Source organism: Brevibacterium epidermidis NBRC 14811, from assembly GCF_001570805.1.
GTDB classification, from domain to species: domain Bacteria; phylum Actinomycetota; class Actinomycetes; order Actinomycetales; family Brevibacteriaceae; genus Brevibacterium; species Brevibacterium epidermidis.
This window is the reverse complement of record NZ_BCSJ01000015.1, coordinates 190,206-207,545: the sequence shown is the minus strand read 5'-3', so window position 1 is coordinate 207,545 and position 17,340 is coordinate 190,206. Positions and strand designations below refer to the sequence as shown.

At 63.2% G+C, this 17,340-nt stretch carries 16 protein-coding genes; 11 read left to right on the top strand and 5 right to left on the bottom strand.

Translation table 11 applies throughout. From position 1 onward, the window contains the following. The first annotated feature begins 3 nt into the window (after positions 1 to 3). The 4 genes from sdhA to BEP01S_RS16845 all read left to right on the top strand — a co-directional run bounded on the left by sdhA (position 4) and on the right by BEP01S_RS16845 (position 4,491). The gene (sdhA, locus tag BEP01S_RS12055) at positions 4 to 1,764 is read left to right on the top strand and encodes a succinate dehydrogenase flavoprotein subunit (protein ID WP_062243578.1); all 1,761 of its coding nucleotides are present in this window, start codon (positions 4 to 6) and stop codon (positions 1,762 to 1,764) included. After that, the gene (locus BEP01S_RS12050; RefSeq protein ID WP_062243576.1) at positions 1,764 to 2,552 is read left to right on the top strand and encodes a succinate dehydrogenase iron-sulfur subunit; all 789 of its coding nucleotides are present in this window, start codon (positions 1,764 to 1,766) and stop codon (positions 2,550 to 2,552) included. The genes sdhA and BEP01S_RS12050 overlap by 1 nt, the downstream gene beginning before the upstream one ends. Positions 2,553 to 2,716: 164 nt before the next feature. Then, positions 2,717 to 3,943 (top strand): D-alanyl-D-alanine carboxypeptidase family protein, encoded by a 1,227-nt coding sequence (locus tag BEP01S_RS12045; RefSeq protein ID WP_062243574.1) that lies wholly within the window; start codon positions 2,717 to 2,719, stop codon positions 3,941 to 3,943. 377 nt (positions 3,944 to 4,320) lie between these two features. Then, positions 4,321 to 4,491, top strand: a complete 171-nt coding sequence (locus BEP01S_RS16845; RefSeq protein ID WP_157070567.1) for a hypothetical protein — start codon at positions 4,321 to 4,323, stop codon at positions 4,489 to 4,491. Positions 4,492 to 4,723: 232 nt separating this feature from the next. Here BEP01S_RS16845 and nrdF read toward each other — a convergent pair whose 3' ends face one another. The 4 genes from nrdF to nrdH form a co-directional block, all read right to left on the bottom strand. After that, complete coding sequence (gene nrdF, locus BEP01S_RS12040) at positions 4,724 to 5,695, bottom strand: class 1b ribonucleoside-diphosphate reductase subunit beta (protein ID WP_062243572.1); 972 nt, start codon at positions 5,693 to 5,695, stop codon at positions 4,724 to 4,726. A 146-nt stretch (positions 5,696 to 5,841) separates the two neighbouring features. Further along, a complete protein-coding gene (gene nrdE / locus BEP01S_RS12035) occupies positions 5,842 to 7,968 on the bottom strand; it encodes a class 1b ribonucleoside-diphosphate reductase subunit alpha (RefSeq protein WP_244882246.1) in 2,127 nt (708 codons plus the stop codon). A 5-nt stretch (positions 7,969 to 7,973) separates the two neighbouring features. Then, entirely contained in the window at positions 7,974 to 8,387 is a 414-nt protein-coding gene (gene nrdI, locus BEP01S_RS12030) for a class Ib ribonucleoside-diphosphate reductase assembly flavoprotein NrdI (protein ID WP_039209767.1), read from the bottom strand. A 5-nt stretch (positions 8,388 to 8,392) separates the two neighbouring features. Continuing rightward, positions 8,393 to 8,638, bottom strand: coding sequence for a glutaredoxin-like protein NrdH (gene nrdH / locus BEP01S_RS12025; RefSeq protein ID WP_025778731.1), 246 nt, complete (start codon positions 8,636 to 8,638; stop codon positions 8,393 to 8,395). A gap of 728 nt (positions 8,639 to 9,366) precedes the next feature. Between nrdH and BEP01S_RS12020 the strand changes: the two genes are divergently transcribed. From BEP01S_RS12020 to BEP01S_RS11990, 7 genes are all read left to right on the top strand, one after another. Further along, positions 9,367 to 10,362, top strand: coding sequence for an AAA family ATPase (locus BEP01S_RS12020; protein WP_062243569.1), 996 nt, complete (start codon positions 9,367 to 9,369; stop codon positions 10,360 to 10,362). Positions 10,363 to 10,374: 12 nt separating this feature from the next. Next, positions 10,375 to 11,259: a DUF58 domain-containing protein gene (locus tag BEP01S_RS12015; RefSeq protein WP_062243566.1), complete on the top strand. Its 885-nt coding sequence runs from the start codon at positions 10,375 to 10,377 to the stop codon at positions 11,257 to 11,259. Then, positions 11,246 to 11,698 carry a hypothetical protein gene (locus BEP01S_RS12010; RefSeq protein WP_039209775.1) on the top strand — a complete coding sequence of 151 codons (453 nt, stop codon included), beginning with the start codon at positions 11,246 to 11,248 and terminating at the stop codon, positions 11,696 to 11,698. The genes BEP01S_RS12015 and BEP01S_RS12010 overlap by 14 nt, the downstream gene beginning before the upstream one ends. Then, on the top strand, positions 11,689 to 12,663 hold the full coding sequence (locus BEP01S_RS12005; protein WP_062243563.1) for a vWA domain-containing protein: 975 nt from the start codon (positions 11,689 to 11,691) through the stop codon (positions 12,661 to 12,663). The genes BEP01S_RS12010 and BEP01S_RS12005 overlap by 10 nt, the downstream gene beginning before the upstream one ends. Beyond that, complete coding sequence (locus BEP01S_RS12000) at positions 12,660 to 13,826, top strand: vWA domain-containing protein (protein WP_083532694.1); 1,167 nt, start codon at positions 12,660 to 12,662, stop codon at positions 13,824 to 13,826. Before BEP01S_RS12005 ends, BEP01S_RS12000 begins: the two co-directional genes overlap by 4 nt. After that, positions 13,823 to 14,605, top strand: a complete 783-nt coding sequence (locus BEP01S_RS11995; protein ID WP_062243559.1) for a tetratricopeptide repeat protein — start codon at positions 13,823 to 13,825, stop codon at positions 14,603 to 14,605. Before BEP01S_RS12000 ends, BEP01S_RS11995 begins: the two co-directional genes overlap by 4 nt. Positions 14,606 to 14,675: 70 nt before the next feature. Then, on the top strand, positions 14,676 to 15,800 hold the full coding sequence (locus BEP01S_RS11990; protein ID WP_062243557.1) for a histidinol-phosphate transaminase: 1,125 nt from the start codon (positions 14,676 to 14,678) through the stop codon (positions 15,798 to 15,800). 54 nt (positions 15,801 to 15,854) lie between these two features. On the opposite strand, the gene BEP01S_RS11985 is transcribed toward BEP01S_RS11990, so the two are convergent. Then, positions 15,855 to 17,276, bottom strand: a complete 1,422-nt coding sequence (locus BEP01S_RS11985; RefSeq protein WP_062243555.1) for a PucR family transcriptional regulator — start codon at positions 17,274 to 17,276, stop codon at positions 15,855 to 15,857. Positions 17,277 to 17,340 lie beyond the last annotated feature (64 nt).

Sequence of the window (17,340 nt, the reverse complement as noted above, 5' to 3'; positions counted from 1 at the left end):
AACATGCAGGTACATCATTACGACGTCGTCATCGTCGGCGCCGGCGGCGCCGGCATGCGTGCGGCGATCGAGTCGGGCCAGCGTGCCCGCACCGCCGTTCTCACCAAGCTCTACCCCACCCGTTCACACACCGGCGCCGCCCAGGGCGGAATGTGCGCCGCACTGGCGAACGTGGAAGAGGACAACTGGGAATGGCACACCTTCGACACCGTCAAGGGCGGTGACTATCTGGTCGACCAGGACGCCGCCGAGGTGATGGCCAAGGAAGCCATCGACGCCGTCCTCGACCTCGAGAAGATGGGGCTGCCGTTCAACCGCACCCCCGAGGGCAAGATCGACCAGCGTCGCTTCGGCGGGCACACCCGCGACCACGGCAAGTCCGCCGTGCGCCGCTCCTGCTACGCCGCTGACCGCACCGGTCACATGATCCTCCAGACCCTGTACCAGCAGTGCGTCAAGCACGGCGTGGAGTTCTATAACGAGTTCTACGTCCTCGACCTCGTCATGACCGAGGTCGACGGGGTCAAGCGTCCCGCCGGCGTCGTGTCCTACGAACTGGCCACCGGCGAGATCCACGTCTTCCAGGCCAAGTCTGTCGTCTTCGCCACCGGCGGTGTCGGCAAGGTCTTCAAGACCACGTCGAACGCGCACACCCTGACCGGCGACGGCATGGCCGTGACCTACAACCGCGGCATCCCGCTGGAGGACATGGAGTTCTTCCAGTTCCACCCCACAGGCCTCGCCGGCCTGGGCATCCTCCTGTCCGAGGCTGCACGTGGTGAGGGCGGCATCCTCCGCAACTCCGAGGGTGAGCGCTTCATGGAGCGCTACGCCCCCACGATCAAGGACCTCGCCCCGCGTGACATCGTGGCCCGTTCGATGGCCAACGAAGTCCGTGAAGGCCGTGGCTGCGGACCGAACAAGGACTACGTCCTGCTCGACCTCACCCACCTCGAGCCCTCGCATATCGACGAAAAGCTGCCCGACATCACCGAGTTCGCTCGCACCTACCTCGGTGTCGAGCCCTACACGGAGCCGGTGCCGGTCTTCCCGACCGCGCACTATGCGATGGGCGGCATCCCGACGAACATCAAGGCCGAAGTGCTGGCGGACAACGACAACGTCATCCCCGGCCTCTACGCCGCCGGTGAGGTCGCCTGCGTGTCCGTACACGGCTCGAACCGCCTGGGCACGAACTCGCTGCTCGACATCAACGTCTTCGGCAAGCGCGCCGGCATCGCCGCCGCGGAATACGCGAAGACCGCTGAGTTCGTCGAGCTTCCGGAGAACCCGGAGACCGAGGTCGTCGAGATGCTCGAGAAGATGCGCACCTCGGACGGCACCGAACGCATCGCCGCCATCCGCAAGGACCTGCAGGACCTCATGGACGCCAACGTCCAGGTGTTCCGCACCGACGAGACTCTCCGGGCTGCTCTGGACGAGATCGCGAAGCTGCGCGAACGCTACAACAACGTGGGCATCCAGGACCGCGGCAAGCGGTACAACCTCGATCTGCTCGAGGCCGTCGAGCTCGGCTTCCTGCTCGAGCTCGCCGAGGTCATCTCTGTCGCCGCCATCCACCGCAAGGAATCGCGTGGAGGACACTTCCGCGAGGACTTCCCGGATCGTGACGACGAGAACTTCATGCACCACACGATGACCTACCTCGATCCCGAAGCGGAGACCGACGGCATCAAGGGCATGCGTCTGGAGACGAAGCCCGTCATCGTCACCCGTTACCAGCCGATGGAGCGTAAGTACTGATGAGCACCGATACCACCCCAGAGCCAGCGTCGAAGATCGACCTGCCGACACACGTGTCCGGCGAAGGCGGAACCATTCCGTCCTTCGACTGCACCTTCCGGATCGCTCGTTTCGACCCCGAGGTCGATTCCGAAGCGCACTGGGAGGAATACAACGTCACGATGTACGGCACCGACCGTGTGCTCGACGCTCTCCACAAGATCAAGTGGGAGATCGACGGCTCGCTGTCTTTCCGCCGGTCCTGCGCCCACGGCGTCTGCGGCTCCGATGCGATGCGCATCAACGGCCGCAACCGCCTGGCCTGCAAGACTCTGCTCAAGGACCTCGACACCTCGAAGCCGATCACCATCGAAGCGATCAAGGGCCTTCCGCTCGAGAAGGACATGATCGTCGACATGGAGCCGTTCTTCCAGTCGTACCGCGAGGTCATGCCGTTCCTCGTCACCTCGGGACACGAGCCCACGCGTGAGCGTCTGCAGTCGGCCGAACAGCGTGCGGCCTTCGACGACACCACGAAGTGCATCCTCTGCGCTGCGTGCACCTCGTCCTGCCCCGTGTTCTGGACCGACGGCCAGTACTTCGGTCCTGCCGCGATCGTCAACGCGCACCGTTTCATCTTCGATTCGCGTGACGAAGGCGGAGACATGCGCCTCGAGGTCCTCAACGACAAGGAAGGCGTGTGGCGCTGCCGCACCACCTTCAACTGCACCGAGGCCTGCCCTCGCGGCATCGAGATCACCAAGGCCATCGCCGAGGTGAAGCAGGCGATCCTCCAGCGCGCCTTCTGATCGCGTCAGTCTGAGACAGACTGCAGCGGCCCCGCACCACACGGTGCGGGGCCGCTTTCGTCTGTCCAGCCTCGGTGGGGGGTGTTTCTTCGCTTGAGGACGATGATGTGCAGGTGAGGGAAACCTGAGGACGGACCGGTTGCAGCGAAAGTAGACTGGGGCGCATGCGTTTCACCCGCTCGACTGCTTCCTCACAACGTGTCCTGTCCCTGAGCATCCTCGGCATCGCTGCCGCGCTGCTCATGCTTGCCGCACAGCTCGTCCACTCCCCCGCACCCGCGCAGGCGGCGCCCCAGCCGGCAGAATCGACGGCACCGGCGTACGTCAGCCCCGATGACCTCGGTGACGAGACGAAGCCGCCGAAGCCGACGGGTACGTCCTGGCTCGTGGGCGACCTCGACTCCGGTGAGCTGCATGTGGCGAAGAACGTAGAGAAACGACACGCTCCGGCTTCGACGATCAAACTGCTCACGGCTCTGGCTCTCGTCGACGAGTTCGACGACAAGAAGAAGAAAGTGACCGCCGAGTTCGAGGATATGGAGATCGACGGGACGAAGGTCGGTCTCATGCAGACGAACAAGTACTCCATCGATCTGCTCTTCCACGCGATGCTGATGTCGAGCGCCAATGATGCGGCGAATGCTCTGGGGCGAGCAGCAGGCGGGCAGGCCAAGGCAGTGAAGCTGATGAATGAGAAGGCCGCGGAGCTGGGCATGTCGAACACGCAGGCGAAGAACACGTCGGGTCTGGACGCGAAAGGCCAGTACACGACCGCTGAGGACCTCATGAAGCTCGCGTGGGCGGTCTGTGAGGACGACTACCTCATGAAGGTCATCGGCACGGAGACCTTTAAGTTCCCGGGCGGGAAGAACCCGCAGACGAAGGAGAAGTTCAAAGGCTACGAGATCCAGAACCACACGAAGATCGTCGGTCAGGTCGACGGTGGGCTGGGTCTGAAGAACGGGTTCACCCGGGCCGCGAAGGGCTCGTATGTGGCCGTGGCCGAACGTGACGGGCACCGTGTGGTCGCGACGATGCTCGGCATCGACAACAATTCCCGCCAGGTCGCCAAGGACCTGCTCGAATGGGATTTCGCCCAGAAGGACCCGAAATCGCTGCAGACCGTTCCCGTAGGGGTACAGGCCACCGCCGAGGCAGATCCAACCGCCACCGAAAGCTCGAGTGATGCCGGCGGTGCCGAATCGGATTCCAACGGACCGATGAGAACTCAGGACTCAGACGAATCGGGATCGTCGACGGCAGCCCAATCCGTCGGTGTGGCACTGGAGAATCCCCTCGCGCTCGGTCTCCTGGTCGGCGGAGTCGTACTGTTCGTCCTCACCGTGGTCCTGTGGCTGCGACTGCGCGCACGCATGCAGGGACGACGATAACCGAATTCCAGGGCCGCCTCGGCGAGCGAGTCGGCGCAGATGCCAGGGATGGAGTCGGCGCGGGCGTCGGGGAGGCATCCGCGAACACAATTCGCGATCTCTGACGTCGAATGGACAACCTGAGCGTGAACGCGCTATGATGGTCACTTGCGTTCGAAGTTGTCCGCATTCATCGAACCGATCGTTGCGTTGCTCCTGACGACAAGCTTTTGAAGTCGTAGGCCCCGATCGTGGTTCGACTTTGCAGATGAATGTTCCGGACACTGTGTCTCTTCGACTCGCAGATCCCCATGGCGACCACCCAATCGCCGACTTGAGAACCTGAAGAATAGCGCGCGTCGTTGCCTGCTATTCACAATTGAAGAAAGGAGGGAACCATGTCTGAGTTCCCACAGTGGGTCCAGCGCGGACTCGCACACGCAGGAATGATCGAACCCCGGATCAGCCGTCAGGCTCCTGGCGAGATCACGATCGAGGATGCGACCGGCCGTCTCGTGCTGTTCACCGGCACCTCGCTGCGTGAGATCACGCCGATGGCCGCCGCCTGACCCGATATCGGTCACCCTGATCTGCAGGGATCAGCACGGCCCCATAGGACCGGCCTGATCCGGACTGATTGAGAAGACGCCCACTTGCTGCCGGGTTTTACGCAGCAAGTGGGCGTCTGTCATTCACAGCGAAGTCGGTCTCGGAGTCGTCTCGTCTCCGATCATCAAGACGAACGGCCCACCCGAGCGTACGTGCTCGAATGGGCCGTTTCGGTATGTGTGGGACGAGGACTCAGAAGTCCCAGTCGTCGTCTTCGGTGTTCTCGGCCTTGCCGATGACGTAGGACGAACCCGAGCCGGAGAAGAAGTCATGGTTCTCATCGCTGCCGGGCGAGAGAGCCGCGAGGATAGCCGGGTTGACCTTCGTGACCTCCTTGGGGAACATCGCCTCGTAGCCGAGGTTCATCAGCGCCTTGTTGGCGTTGTAGTGGAGGAACATCTTGCAGTCCTCCGACAGACCCACCGGATCGTAGATGTCGTGGGTGTAGGCGACCTCGTTCTCGTAGAGCTCGAACATGAGGTTCATGGTGTAGTCCTTGAGCTCCTGCTTGCGCTCCTCGGACTGCGACTCCAGACCCTTCTGGTACTTGTATCCGATGTAGTAGCCGTGCACAGCCTCATCACGGATGATCAGACGGATGAGGTCAGCGGTGTTCGTCAGTTTCGCATGAGCCGACCAGTACATGGGCAGGTAGAAGCCGGAGTAGAAGAGGAAGGACTCGAGCAGCGTCGAAGCGACCTTGCGCTTGAGCGGATCGTCACCCCGGTAGTAGCTGAGAATGATGTCAGCCTTCTTCTGGAGGTAGGTGTTCTCACGCGACCAGCGGAAAGCCTCGTCGATCTCCTTCGTCGAGCACAGCGTCGAGAAGATCGAGGAGTACGACTTCGCGTGCACGCTCTCCATGAACGCGATGTTCGTCAGGACCGCCTCTTCGTGCGGAGTCACGGCATCCGGGATGAGCGAGATCGCACCGACGGTGCCCTGGATCGTGTCGAGCAGAGTCAGGCCGGTGAAGACACGCATCGTCAGCGTCTTCTCATCATCGGTCAGCGTCGCCCAGGACTGGATGTCGTTGCTCAGCGGAACCTTCTCAGGCAGCCAGAAGTTGCCGGTCAGGCGGTCCCAGACCTCGTCATCGATCGGATCGACGACGCGGTTCCAGTTGATGGCGTCGACATGCGATGCCAGTGTCAGATTCTCCAACGCTTTCTCTCTTCCCAAAGTGCTGTTCGTCGTGAGTACGAGTTGTCTGCGCGGCAGACGAAAGTCATATGCGCGGGCCCGGCCGGTGGTGTGGGACCCGCATGAAGCCGGCGGACCGATTCACATCGGTCCGCCGATTCCATTGATCAGAGCATGCAGGAAACGCAGCCTTCGACTTCCGTGCCCTGCAGAGCAAGCTGCCTCAGCCGGATGTAGTAGATCGTCTTGATGCCCTTGCGCCAGGCGTAGATCTGCGCCTTGTTGATGTCACGAGTGGTGGCCGTGTCCATGAAGAACAGCGTCAGCGACAGACCCTGATCCACGTGCTTCGTGGCCTCGGCATACGTGTCGATGATCTTCTCGTAGCCGATCTCGTAGGCATCCTGGTAGTACTCGAGATTGTCGTTGTCCATGAAGGGGGCCGGGTAGTACACGCGACCGACCTTGCCCTCCTTGCGGATCTCGATCTTCGAAGCGACCGGGTGGATCGACGAGGTCGAGTTGTTGATGTACGAGATCGAACCGGTCGGCGGCACAGCCTGGAGGTTCTGGTTGTAGATGCCATGCTCGGCCACCTGAGCCTTGAGCTCACGCCAGTCATCCTGCGTCGGGATGTGCACGTTCGCCTCGGCGAACAGCTCAGCCACACGCGCGGTCCGCGGTTCCCAGACCTCATCGGTGTACTTGTCGAAGTATTCGCCGGTGGCGTACTTCGAGCGCTCGAAGCCGGCGAAGGTCTCGCCGCGCTCCTTCGCGATCTCCATCGACGCCCGCACACAGTGATAGGCGACGGTGTAGAAGTACATGTTCGTGAAGTCCAGGCCTTCGTCCGAGCCGTAGTAGATGTGCTCACGGGCCAGGTAGCCGTGCAGGTTCATCTGTCCCAGGCCGATGGCATGCGACATGTCGTTACCGCGGGCGATCGAGGGCACGGACTGGATGTCCGAGGTCTCGGCGACTGCGGTGAGTCCGCGGATCGCGGTCTCGATGGTCTGCCCGAAGTTGCTCGAGTCCATCGTCAGCGCGATGTTGAGCGAACCGAGGTTGCAGGAGATGTCCTTGCCGACGACGTCGTAGCCGAGGTCATCGTCGTACTTGCTCGGTTCGGAGACCTGGAGGATCTCCGAGCACAGGTTGGACATGATGATCTTGCCGTCGATCGGGTTCGCCTTGTTGACGGTGTCCTCGAACATCACGTACGGGTAGCCGGACTCGAACTGGATCTCGGCCAGCGTCTGGAAGAACTCGCGGGCGTTGATCTTCTTCTTCTTGATCGCCGCGTTGTCGACCATCTCGGTGTACTTCTCGGAGACGTTGATGTCGGAGAAGGGCACACCGTAGACGCGCTCGACGTCGTAGGGGCTGAAGAGGTACATGTCCTCGTTGCGCTTGGCCAGTTCGAAGGTGATGTCCGGGATCACGACGCCCAGGGACAGGGTCTTGATCCGGATCTTCTCGTCGGCGTTCTCGCGCTTGGTGTCGAGGAAGCTGTAGATGTCGGGGTGGTGGGCGTGCAGATACACGGCACCGGCGCCCTGACGTGCTCCGAGCTGGTTGGCGTAGGAGAACGAGTCCTCGAGCAGCTTCATGACGGGGATGACGCCGGATGACTGGTTCTCGATCTTCTTGATCGGGGCACCGGACTCGCGGATGTTCGTCAGAGCGAAGGCCACACCGCCGCCGCGCTTGGACAGCTGCAGAGCGGAGTTGATGGAGCGGCCGATTGACTCCATATTGTCTTCGATGCGCAGCAGGAAGCAGGAGACGAGCTCACCGCGCTGCCTCTTGCCGGCGTTGAGGAACGTCGGAGTGGCTGGCTGGAAGCGACCGGAGATGATCTCGTCGACGAGCTGGGTGGCCAGCGTCTCGTCTCCGCGTGCCAGGAAGAGAGCAACCATGACGACGCGGTCCTCGAAGCGTTCGAGGTAGCGCTTTCCGTCGAAGGTCTTCAGCGTGTAGGAGGTGTAGAACTTGAAGGCGCCGAGGAAGGTCTGGAAGCGGAACTTCTGATCGTAGGCGCGTGCCGACAGCTTCTCGATGAACTCGAAGGAGTACTGCTCGAGGACCTCGGGCTCGTAGTAGTCCTTCTCGACGAGGTAGTCGAGCTTCTCCTTGAGGTTGTGGAAGAAGACGGTGTTGTTGTTCACGTGCTGCAGGAAGTACTGACGTGCAGCCTGCTTGTCACGCTCGAACTGGATCCTGCCGTCCTCGTCGTACAGGTTCAGCATCGCGTTGAGCGCGTGGTAATCCAGATCCGTCTCTTCGCGGATGATGTCCTCTACATTGCGGTCTTCAGCGAGCTCGCGCACAGTTTGTCCAATCCTTGGTTTACAGCGTCGACATCCTCCTGAGTGCCCAGGAGTTCGACTCGATACATGAGGGGTACTTGACACTTTTCCGCGACCTTGAAGGCCGCGCGGCAGAAGTCTTCGCCGAAGTTGGTGTTTCCAGCGCCGATGACACCAAGCAGATGGCGCCGGTTCTCTTCGACATTGAGGAATTTGATGACTTGCTTGGGAACCGCCCCGCGATTGCGACCGGCCCCGTAGGTGGGGGTGACGAGAACGAATGGCTCATCCACTCGCAGCGTCGGCTCTTTGGTCAACGTCGGCAACCGCACTGCCGGGTGATGCAGCTTCGCAACGAAGCGGTGCGTGTACTCGGAGTTGGCAGAGAAGTAGACCAGCAACATTGTCGTCAGGCCACGACGGATGCAGACTGTTCGCCGGTCAGAGTAGCGATCTTGTCCGGACGGAAGCCCGACCAGTGATCGTTGTCGGTGACGACGACGGGAGCCTGCATGTAGCCCATGGCCTTGACGACGTCGAGGGCGTTCTCGTCGACGCTGAGATCCACCGACTTGTACTTCAGGCCCTTTGCGTCGAGAGCACGGTAGGTGGCATTGCACTGGACGCAAGCTGGCTTGGTGTACACGGTGATCATGACGACTCCTTCATTCTGCTGTGCAGTTCGGCATTCTGATGGCTGTGACCGTGTCCCGTCAACTGCTCGATCATGATGAAAATCACGAGGCGCAGGCTCAGGGGTGACCACTAGATGTTGTGTTCGGGTTAGACCTTACCCCTATATCCAGTGTTACACCAGTGTCATTTGAAGGTTCCACACCCTGTGTCCTCACCGTCCACAATCGTCCACAGGCTGTGAACGACACTCATGTAGTTCGATCACCTGCGCGGACGCTGGCATCGGCGGCTTCCGAGCCGATTTTCGACTCGTTCTCCACCTCCGTTTTCCACCGCTTTCCACAGGAAAAATTTTTGCCTGTGGGCATGTCGCGGAACCTGCGATCGTCGATTTCGAACTTCTCCGTGCGGTGCCGGTCACGTCGATATGGAGGCGATCATCACAAGCTCCTCCTCCCATCTGTTAGTCGGTTCCATCGACACTACAGATCGGTCCTGACATGGGATTGCCCCGCCGTGAACGCACGGTGGCGGGCCGCCGGGAACGCAAGGCGGCGGGCCGGCGGCAGCAGACCGAATCGTTGCCACCGTGTGTCAGCACTGCAACGTCCTCGGCTGTTGCGTGTCAGTGCCAGCCAATATGCTGGAGACCACAGAGACGCATCGCGCTGCGTGACTGAACGACCACGGTCACACCAAGAGACACGTGACAGCGAGCGACCAGTATCACCGAGAGACTGAGGGACCATGACGGCAACGGCACCGGCGAACACGCAGGAGATCGCGCACGCACAGACGATCCTCAAGGCCCTGGAGTCCTACCTCGACCATTTCGTCGTCGGGCAGCAGCGGCTGCGCGAATCACTGCTCATCGGACTCCTCTCCAGCGGTCACCTGCTGCTGGAGAGTGTGCCGGGTCTGGCGAAGACCACGGCGGCTGCCGCTCTGGCCAATGCCGTGGACGGCAAGTTCTCCCGCATCCAGTGCACCCCGGATCTGCTGCCGGCCGACATCATCGGCTCACAGATCTACAACGCGCACGAAGGTTCGTTCAACACCGTGCTCGGTCCGGTACATGCGAACATCGTCCTCCTCGACGAGATCAACCGGTCGTCGGCGAAGACCCAGTCGGCGATGCTCGAGGCCATGCAGGAGAAGCAGACGACGATCGGCGGCAAGCGCTTCGAACTCCCCCGCCCCTTCCTCGTCATGGCTACGCAGAACCCGATCGAACAGGAGGGTACCTACCAGCTGCCCGAAGCCCAGCTCGACCGGTTCATGATCAAGGATCTGCTCACTCACCCGAACCCCAACGAAGAGGTCGAGATCCTCTCCCGTCTCGACTCCGGGATCTTCGACAAGGACTCGGTGCCCGATCCTGCCTGCACCCTCGACGATGTCGTGACCATGCAGAGCTATGCCCGCACCGTCTACATCGACCCGGCCATCACCCGCTATCTCGTCGAACTCGTCCACGCCACCCGCAATACGACGAAGTACCTCGGCCGCTTCGCCCCGTTCATCGAATACGGGGCCAGCCCGCGCGCTTCCATCGCGTTCACGAACGCCGGCCGGGCGCTGGCGATGATCCGCGGCCGCAACTACGTCATCCCCGAAGACATCAAGGACCTCGCCCACCGCGTGCTGGCCCACCGCATCCAACTCAATTTCGAAGCCGCCGCCGAGAACATCACGAGCGCACAGATCGTCGATGCCCTTCTCATGGCCGTGCCCACTCCCTGATCGGCGAATCCGATGACTGTCCTGCTCAATCGCATCAAGGCGCGGATGACCATCCACGCCCACAGGCGGACCCGGCGCCTCCTCGACGGCGATTACTCCTCGGTCTTCCACGGCCACAGCCTCGACTTCGACGATCTGCGCGACTACATCCCCGGTGACGAGATCCGCGACATCGACTGGAAGGCCACGGCCAGGCACACAGAACCCCTGGTCAAACGCTATGTCGCCCACCGGCGGCACATCCTCGGCCTCGTCGTCGACACTTCCAGGAACTTCGACGCCGTGACCTCCGCCGGAGCCGACAAACGCCACCTGGCCATCCTCATGGCCGGGATGGTCGGCTACCTCGCCGTCCGTCACGCCGACGACGTCATGCTCATCCACGGGAATGCCGACCACACCACCGCCTCCCCGCGGAAGGGCAGCGAAGCCCACCTCGAACACCTCCTGCAGCAGATCCTCGCCGAATCCGGCAGCACCTCCCCCGGGTCCATCAACACCCAGCTGCAGTGGATCACCAGCCATATCAACCATCGGATGCTCCTCGTCGTCATCTCCGACCAAGCTCCGCTGGGACCGGAGGCCGAAGCGACGATCCGTCGCCTGCGCGCCCAACACGAAGTCCTGTGGATCACGATCACCGACGCGGACCTCGCAGGCCTGCCAGCCGCCTCGGCGCCGTTCGACGTCGCCCGACCCGAGCACGGACTGCCGACCTCGGTGATGACGAAACCCGAGGTCCGACAGGAATTCGCCCTCGCCGAGGCGGCCAGCCGTCAACAGCGCATCGACCTTCTCGCGAAGCTCTGCATCGCCCACATCGAAATCGATCACCCGAAGTCGGCCCTCGGCCGGCTCCACACTCTCCTGCTGAGGCACCGCCGTGGGCCCCGCTGAACTCATCGGGCCCCTGGAGGTCTCACCGGCGTGGTACGTGGCGGCCTGCTTCGTACTGCTGCTGGTGCTCGGAAACTTCTTCGCCCCGCTCTTCCGCGCCGCAGCCGGAGCCACACCGTCGGCAGGACCGCGCATCCCTATCCCCGTGCGCAGCACCTACCTCTCCCGCATCAGCGCAGTGGAGTCCGACCTGAGCGCCGAGGCGGCTGACGTGCGCGAATCGGCACAGGAGCTGGCGACGATCGTGCGCGAATTCGCCCATGACGCGTGGGGTGTCAAAGCCGAACACCTGACCTACCGAGATGCGGCCGTGGCCGGTCTCGACGACCTCGCGGACTGCCTGCTCGGCCTCTACGAGGCAGAGTTCGCCGAAGCAGAGCCGACCGGTCTGCAGCCGCAGATCGCCGAGGCGCGGAAGCTGGTGGCGCGATGGTCCTGATGTTCTGGTGGCTGGCACTCATCCTGCTGGCCCTCGCCGCAGCCGCAGTTTTCTTCTTCCGCCGTCCGAAGGCGACGGAGTCCTCGCTCGCCGTCGCCCACAGCGGACGGATGACGGGCCTGCCGAGTTTCCGCAGGGCCATGCACAGACGGCTGGTGACTACGGTCGCCCTCCTCGGCGTCATCGTCCTCACCGGGCTCTCCGCGTTGGCGGGAATCGCACGACCGGCCTGGGTGGAGACGGTCAACCCGGAGCGGAAGATGCGCGATGTCATGCTCTGCCTCGACGTGTCCGGGTCGATGCTCGGCTACGATGCCGATCTGCTCGAGTCCTATCAGGAGCTCGTCGACCGCTTCGACGGCGAACGCATCGGCCTGACCGTGTTCAATGCCACCGCAGTCTCCGCGTTCCCGCTCACCGACGACTACGACATGGTCCAGAACTTCCTCTCCGAAGCCGAGGAGGGGTTCCGCACCTGGGGCGCCGAGGGCACTGACTATTCGTGGTCGACCTCGCCTCCGAACATCGGCGGCTCCTCGCTCATCGGCGACGGGCTCGTCAGCTGCGTCGACAACTTCGACCGGAAGGACGAGGACCGGTCCCGGTCGATCATCTTCGCCACGGACAATATGCTCGCCGGTGAACCGCTGTTCGAACTCAACGAAGCCGCCGATATCGCCGTCGATGCGAAGGTCCGCGTCTACAGCCTCTCCCCTCCCTCCGTGCTGACGACCACTCAGACGAAGGAGCTGCGTTCCGTGTCCGACCGCACCGGCGGCGAACAGTTCGACATGGGATCGGCCTCGACGATCGACCGCATCGTCGAAGAGATCCAGAGCCAGGAAGCGGCGAACACCCCCGGACGTTCGTACACGATCGTCCACGATATGCCCGTGCTTCCGCTCGGAATCGCCGTCTTCGGCCTCGCGGGAGTGTTCGTGCTGGCGTGGAGGACGAAATCATGATCTTCGATCCCGTCTTCACTTGGTTCGGCTGGGGCTTCATCGTCCTCGCCCTGCTCACCGTGTGCATCATCCCGGCCATCCGCGGCGACGGTGCACGCTGGAAGTGGTTCGCCCGCATGGGCGTCGTCGCCGTGCTCGCGCTCGCACTGGCGCGCCCCGGCATCCCGATCAAGTCATCGACCGAGGAGTACGAGGCGCGAGCCGATGTGTACTTCGTCGTCGATGTCACGACGTCGATGGCCGCAGAGGACTTCGACGGGGACAGGACTCGCCTCGACGGGGTCAAGGAGGACATGCTCGAACTCGCCGATGCCTTCCCGGGCACCCGGATGAGCATCATCACCTTCGCCTCGACCGCGGCCACCGTGATGCCGCTGACGACCGATCACGCGGCCTTCGCCTCCGCTGTCGACGTCCTCGATCCCGAATCGTCAATGAACTCCCGTGGATCGTCGATCACCGAAGCCGGCGAGGAGCTCGAGAAGCGGATGTCGTCGAACGATGAGGACCGTCCGGAGAACAAGAACGTCGTGTTCTACTTCGGCGACGGTGAGCAGACCGTGTCGGAGTCCCCGGAATCGTGGTCGTCCTTCGCTTCTCGCATCGACAGCGGAGCCGTCTTCGGATACGGCACCGAAGAGGGCGGGAAGATGCGCGACGTGCAGCCGTTCGGCTACGGGTCCGGTGTCGGCAACCCCGGCAATGCCCCGGGAATCGGCGACCCCGATGACCCGGATGACGATCAGGCACCGCCCGAATATGTCCAGGACCGCGACGGCAATCCGGGAATTTCGAAGATCGACGAGGGCAACCTGCGTCAGATCGCCTCGGACCTCGGCGTCGACTACCACCACCGCGACGGGAAAGGCGCGATCTCCAGCGTCTATAAGGCTCCGAAATACGACCAGGCACTGGTGAAGAAGGACGGCCGGGTGACCGTCGACGAATACTATTGGGTCCCGCTCATCCTCGTCTTCGCGTGGATCGCCGTGGAGCTCGTCTTCGGAGTCCGCGAATACCTTCGCCTCAAGGCGATCACCCCGAAGCGCCCTCGCCGAGGCGGCCCGCCCGGTCCCGGAGTCATGCCGGGCCCCGGTGGTCCACCCGGCCCCGGAGGCCGAGTTCCCTACCAGCCGGTGTCCCGCCAGGGAGGTCCGCGATGAACCGCGTGAAGAGTCTGTGGTCACGGCTGCGCCGGATCACGAAGATCAACCTCACCCTCGGCACCATCTTCGCCCTGCTGTTCGGCTATATCGCGATGGCCACATACTTCGGAACCGCCTCGCAGGTCCGTTACACCTCGAACGACTTCCCCGGCGCGAAGAAGGCGGCGACGGCATTCCTCAAGGTCAGTCCGTTCCAACGCCATATCGGCTACTACAACCGCGGCACCGCCGAGGCAGCCGTCGGCGATTTCGATGCCGCCCAGACCGACCTCGAAGCCGCTTTGGACATCGCCCCGACTTCAGTCGAATGTGCGGTGCGGATCAACCTGTCCTATGTCTATGAGAAGCAGGCAGACCAGATTGCCTCGCAGGACCCCGACCAGTCGCAGGAGCTCTACGACCGTTCACTCAAGACCCTCGAAGACGCTCCCGAGGAATGTCAGCCGAAGAAGAGCGAAGAGAAGCAGAAGAGCAACCAGGCGAAGAAACGCGTCGAGGACAAGAAGCAGGGCGAGAAGGCCAAGGAAGAGGGAACCGACGACAGCGAGTCCGATGACGAGGATTCGCAGGATCAGGACTCCGAGGACGAGAAATCCTCCGGAGACGAGGGCGAGGAATCCGGCGAGGAGGAGAAGTCGGACGACTCCTCGGGCAAGTCCGAACAGGAGAAGAAACGTGACGAGCTGGAGAAGCGCCGTGAGGAATCCGAACGGCACCAGCGCCAGCAGGGCCCCGGCGGCGACGGAGGCCGGTCGACCCCGGAGAAGCCCTGGTGATCGTCATCCACGGTGTGTGATCGCTCCGGCGAGTGGCGGCGGCGCAGATCCCCTGTGACATCATGAGTCCATGAACGACTCCGACCCCGCCGCCACAGATTCCGCTTCCTCCGCAGCCGCACCCCGTCTGCGGTCCGCTCTGGATACGTTCCCGCCTTATATTCCGGGCAAACCCCCTCGCAAGGTCGAGGGATTGGAATCGTTCAAACTCTCCTCGAATGAGAACTTCCTGCCTCCCCTGCCGGCTGTCCTCGAGGCCATGGTCGCTCATGCGACGAACCCCGCGCTCTACCCCGATGATGCGGCTCTGGCGCTGCGTCAGGGACTGGCCGACCGCCTCGGTGTCGGGCTGGATCAGCTCGTCGTCACCACCGGTGCCAGCGAACTGCTCGTCGCTCTGACCCAGATCACGTCGGACGTCACCACCGAGGCGATCTATCCGTGGCCATCGTTCGAGATGTATCCGCAGACCACTGGGCTCGTCGGGTCCACCCGTCACGAGGTGCCGCTGACTGCGGAGGGTCGCCACGACCTCGACGCGATGGCGGCGGCGATCACCGATCGCACCAGCCTCATCATCCTGTGTTCGCCGAACAACCCGACCGGTCCGGTTCTGCGCGATGACGAAGTCCGCGCCTTCCTCGACAAGGTGCCGTCCCACGTCCTCGTCGCCCTCGACGAAGCGTACTGGGAGTTCGCCACGGCACCCGGCCGGGCCGATGGACTCAGTCTCGTTCGCGACTATCCGAATCTCGTCCTGCTCCGCACCTTCTCCAAGGCGCACGGACTCGCTGGACTGCGAGTCGGCTACGCAGTCGCCCACCCGCCGGTCATCGAAGGTCTGCTCAAGGCCGTCATCCCCTTCGGTGTCACCGATCTCAGCCAGGCTGCCGCCCTCGAATCCCTCAACCACTGGGATGAAGTGCTCGATCGTGCCGCCCGTATCGCGCAGTCCCGTGACGCTTTCGCGGCCGCCCTGCGAGAACAGGGGTGGGACGTGCCCGAAGCCCAAGCGAACTATGTGTGGCTGCCTCTGGGTGAGAAGTCCTCGGCGTTCGAAGACGCCTGCGTCGAACAGGCCGTGGCAGTGCGCAATCTCGGTGCCGGTGTGCGCATCAGCATCGGAGAAGACGAGGCTCTCGCCCGGGTGCTTGAGATCGCCGAACGCTTCCGCGTCGAACACTTCGCGGAGTAGTCAGCGGACACTGCCGCACAGAACACCGCGCCGAGCAGTCGGTAAGAGGGATGCCTAGAGTTCGGCGAGTTCGAGCGCCATCGACACCGCCTGCCGTGTTTCGGCGCGGGAGAGGTCGCGGCCAAGCAGCTTTTCGATCTTCGCCAACCGCGCCCGCACCGTATGCCGGTGGACTCCCAGATCGGCGGCGATGCGCTCCCGCGCCCCGGACGCGGCGATGAAAGCGCGCAGAGTCTCCAGCAGCTCTTGACCACCGCGTGCCCGGAAGAGTTCGCCGAGGACCCGATCGACGAACCGGTCGGCAGCCTCCTCATCGACTGCCGAGAGCAGCGCTCTGACCTCGGAGGCCTCGGACTCGTGCTGCGTCCGCCACAGCATCCACGTGTGGTGGAGCTGTCCCAAGGGCAGCCGCTTCTGCGTGAGCACCTCCAGTCCGGTGACCTCGGCAGCCTTCGTCACGAGCTCATCGAGTCCGCGCTCCTGTGCCCCGACGACTCCGAGCAGAGAACCGGAGCGGGTGAGCAGACTGCGGCCGACGATATCGGCGATGAGGCGTTCGGCAGAGTCCCCGCGGACCCCGCCGAAGATGTGGATCCCCACTGTCGCCACCGGGGCCAGACCCGTCGCCCGGGTCCACTCCTCGCGCGCCTCAACGTCGCTCAGATCGGTGTCGAAGAGCACCGCACGACCAGAGGGAACGGGCAGGTCTGTCAGCGTCATCGCCAACAGCGCCGAGGCGGTCGACAGCAGCAGGGCACGAGTCTTCGGAGATCCGACCGCCTCGGCGGGGGTGAGAATCCACCCGAGCGGATGGTCACCCCCGATCGGAACGGCCTCGACGATTCGCGAACCCGTGCGGATCAGACGAGGCCCGGTCGTCGGTTTCAATGACTCTTCGATGAGTGCTGAACGCACGTCTTCCTCGGCATCGTCTCCGCTCAAGGCTCTGCCGGTGGGCGAGACGAAGCGGACCGGCGCTTCCAAGGTCTCCGCCAGATCGGCGACGAGAGCTGCGGGGCCAACGCCCGCCAACGCGGTCGCGAAACGACGAGCCGCGCTGCTCGCCCGGGTCAGCTCTCTGTTCGTCTCGGCCTCGCGCATCCGGGTGAAGGCACCGACGACGGCGACGAACGGAACGGGCTCGGGCACCCCGAACAGCGCCAGCCCCTCCTCCTGCGCGGCAGCGATGAGCTTCGGCGGGACCTGCTTCCACGGCAGGTCGGATCCCAAGCCGATGCCGAGCGCATGAACGCCGACGGACTTGAGGCGGCGCACATAGTCCCCGACCGTGTCCCCGCCGAGGTCCTGGCCGACCCCGATCGTCAGCAGCACCTCTCCGCCGGCAAGCCATTCGTCGACCTCCGGCAGCTCCGAGGAGTGGACGATCGTGACCTCCTGGTCCGCGGCAGTCGGCGAATCGACGATGACGTCGAGCGCGAGTTCTGCACGTGACCAGATCTGTTCCAAGGTGACCATGCATCCGATTCTATCCACCCTGGATAGCCTGGGTTTCAAATGCGCCGTCCTGGATATCGGTGTT

Bases quoted from the DNA above. Each gene is read 5' to 3' on its own strand.
- sdhA (WP_062243578.1), top strand. From the start codon at position 4: ATGCAGGTACATCATTACGACGTCGTCATCGTCGGCGCCGGCGGCGCC.
- BEP01S_RS12050 (WP_062243576.1), top strand. From the start codon at position 1,764: ATGAGCACCGATACCACCCCAGAGCCAGCGTCGAAGATCGACCTGCCG.
- BEP01S_RS12045 (WP_062243574.1), top strand. From the start codon at position 2,717: ATGCGTTTCACCCGCTCGACTGCTTCCTCACAACGTGTCCTGTCCCTG.
- BEP01S_RS16845 (WP_157070567.1), top strand. From the start codon at position 4,321: ATGTCTGAGTTCCCACAGTGGGTCCAGCGCGGACTCGCACACGCAGGA.
- nrdI (WP_039209767.1), bottom strand. From the start codon at position 8,387: ATGTTGCTGGTCTACTTCTCTGCCAACTCCGAGTACACGCACCGCTTC.
- nrdH (WP_025778731.1), bottom strand. From the start codon at position 8,638: ATGATCACCGTGTACACCAAGCCAGCTTGCGTCCAGTGCAATGCCACC.
- BEP01S_RS12020 (WP_062243569.1), top strand. From the start codon at position 9,367: ATGACGGCAACGGCACCGGCGAACACGCAGGAGATCGCGCACGCACAG.
- BEP01S_RS12015 (WP_062243566.1), top strand. From the start codon at position 10,375: ATGACTGTCCTGCTCAATCGCATCAAGGCGCGGATGACCATCCACGCC.
- BEP01S_RS12005 (WP_062243563.1), top strand. From the start codon at position 11,689: ATGGTCCTGATGTTCTGGTGGCTGGCACTCATCCTGCTGGCCCTCGCC.
- BEP01S_RS12000 (WP_083532694.1), top strand. From the start codon at position 12,660: ATGATCTTCGATCCCGTCTTCACTTGGTTCGGCTGGGGCTTCATCGTC.
- BEP01S_RS11995 (WP_062243559.1), top strand. From the start codon at position 13,823: ATGAACCGCGTGAAGAGTCTGTGGTCACGGCTGCGCCGGATCACGAAG.
- BEP01S_RS11990 (WP_062243557.1), top strand. From the start codon at position 14,676: ATGAACGACTCCGACCCCGCCGCCACAGATTCCGCTTCCTCCGCAGCC.
- BEP01S_RS11985 (WP_062243555.1), bottom strand. From the start codon at position 17,276: ATGGTCACCTTGGAACAGATCTGGTCACGTGCAGAACTCGCGCTCGAC.